Below are 2,306 nucleotides of genomic sequence, written 5' to 3'. Positions count from 1 at the left end.
GCGCACATGGGCTTCGTGACCCTGGGCTTTTTCATCATCTTCTCGATCTTCCAACGTGCCGAGACCGCCGGTGCGGTCATGGGCATCGAGGGCGGGATGGTGCAGATGATCTCGCACGGCTTCATCTCCGGGGCGCTGTTCCTCTGCGTCGGCGTGCTCTACGATCGCATGCACACGCGCGAGATCTCGGCCTATGGCGGCGTGATCAACCGCATGCCCTGGTTTGGCGCCTTCGTCGTCTTCTTCGCTATGGCCAACGCCGGCCTCCCAGGCACCTCGGGCTTCGTCGGCGAGCTGATGGTGATCCTGGCCGCGTTCCAGGCCGATTTCTGGTTCGCCTTCCTGGCCGCGACTACCCTGGTGCTGGCGGCCGCCTTCACGCTCTGGCTGGTCAAGCGGGTGATTTTCGGCGAGGTCGGCAACGAACAGGTCGCCAAGCTCGAGGATCTCAATCGTCGCGAGACGCTGAACCTCGGCGTGCTCGCTGCCGCGACGCTGGCCATCGGCCTCTGGCCCAAGCCGCTGATCGAGGTGATGGAGCCGACCATCGCGCAGTTGGTGCAGCAAGTGCAGGTCAGCAAGTTGCCGTCGGCGATCGCGATCGACGACGCTCCGATTGCCGGTCTTCAGCCCTAACGGATCTCTGTCATGACGACGCTTACCCCATCCCTGACCTCTTCGATGATCGCGATCTTGCCGGAGCTGGTGATCTTGCTGACCGCCTGCACCGTGCTGATCACCGATCTCTATACGCGCGATGACCAGAAGCAGAGTAATCACACACTCACGGTCATCGGCCTGTTGGCAGCGCTCTTTGCGGTTGGACTGGTCGGTGGCCCGATGCCAACCGAGGCCTTCAGCGAGAGCTTCATTCGCGATCCGATGAGCGATCTGCTCAAGGGCGCGATCCTCATCGTCTCGCTGCTGACCTTCATCTACGCCAAGGACTATATGCGCGACCGCGAGATGTGGGTCGGCGAGTACCATGTGCTACTGCTGTTCGCGGTCCTCGGCATGCTGATCATGGTCTCGGCGAACGGCTTCCTGACGCTCTATCTGGGCCTCGAGCTGCTCTCGCTCTGTCTCTATGCCCTGGTCGCCTTCGATCGCGATTCCAAGCAGGGCGCCGAGGCGGCGATGAAGTACTTCGTGCTCGGTGCGCTCGGTTCGGGGATGCTGTTGTATGGCATCTCGATGCTCTACGGTGCCGCCGGTGGCTTTGCCTTCGCCGATGTGGCCGCGGCCGTTGCCAGCGGTGGCGTCAACGATAAGATCCTGGTCTTCGGGCTGGTCTTCGCGCTGATCGGCATCGCGTTCAAGTTCGGCGCCGTGCCCTTCCACATGTGGGTGCCGGATGTCTATCAGGGTGCGCCGACGCCGATCGTGCTCTTCCTCTCGAGCGCGCCGAAGATTGCCGCCTTCGCGATGGCCGCGCGCATCCTGATCGAGGCGCTCGGCGGTTTGCAATCGGATTGGGGTGAGATCCTGATCATCCTCTCGGTGCTCTCACTTGCGCTCGGCAATGTGGTCGCCATCGCACAGACCAATATCAAACGCATGCTGGCCTATTCGACCATCTCGCATGTCGGTTTTATCTTCCTTGGCCTGCTGGCCGGCAGCGAACAGGGCTATGCCTCGGCGATGTTCTACTCGGTGGTCTATGCGCTGATGTCGGCCGGTGCCTTCGGCGTGCTGCTGATGATCTCGAGCAAGGGCCAGGATGTACAGGAGCTGGATGATCTCAAGGGCCTATCGGACCGCGCCCCCTGGCTGGCGGCGATGATGGCGCTGATGATGTTCTCGATGGCCGGGGTGCCGCCGATGGTCGGCTTCGTCGCCAAGCTGCTGGTGCTGGAGGCGATCATCGCTCAAGGGATGGTCTGGCTGGCGATCGTCGCGGTGGTGTTCTCGATCATCGGCGCCTTCTACTATCTGCGCGTGGTCAAGCTGCTCTACTTCGATAAGCCGATCACCGAGGTGCCGGTGACGACTAATGCCAGTGCGCGGGTGGCGATCACCGTCAACGGCGCTGTGATCCTGTTGCTCGGGATGTATCCGGCAACCTTGTTCACGCTCTGTCAGCAGGCGTTTTCGGGTTGAGCCGATATTCCCGAGTAAATGGTGGTGTTTTGGGTCTGTGTGTTGTGCTATTCGGTCACGGCCGGTTAACCACCACCTGGGTGTCGACGCACGGCCTCTAGCCCAACCCGGCGCGCTAGATTAGCGGCATGGACATTCCACGGCTCATCCAAGCGGGCAATCGTGTTGTATTCATAAGCCCAGGTATAACCCTGAGTTGCTTGTAC

General features: G+C 61.4%; 2 protein-coding genes. Both read left to right on the top strand.

Annotation, left to right across the window (positions count from 1 at the left end; all coding sequences use genetic code 11):
* Positions 1-636 (top strand): complex I subunit 4 family protein (locus VBE63_RS27665; RefSeq protein WP_323686204.1); only part of this gene is annotated, 636 nt, incomplete at its 5' end.
* A gap of 12 nt (positions 637-648) precedes the next feature.
* Entirely contained in the window at positions 649-2,100 is a 1,452-nt protein-coding gene (gene nuoN / locus VBE63_RS27660) for an NADH-quinone oxidoreductase subunit NuoN (RefSeq protein WP_323686203.1), read from the top strand.
* Positions 2,101-2,306: the final 206 nt, after the last annotated feature.

Origin of the sequence: Lamprobacter sp., from assembly GCF_034860625.1 — a bacterium.
GTDB lineage: Bacteria > Pseudomonadota > Gammaproteobacteria > Chromatiales > Chromatiaceae > Lamprobacter.
The sequence above is the reverse complement of the archived record's forward strand: the minus strand, read 5'-3'. Positions and strand labels throughout refer to the sequence as shown.

Bases quoted from the DNA above. Each gene is read 5' to 3' on its own strand.
- nuoN (WP_323686203.1), top strand. From the start codon at position 649: ATGACGACGCTTACCCCATCCCTGACCTCTTCGATGATCGCGATCTTG.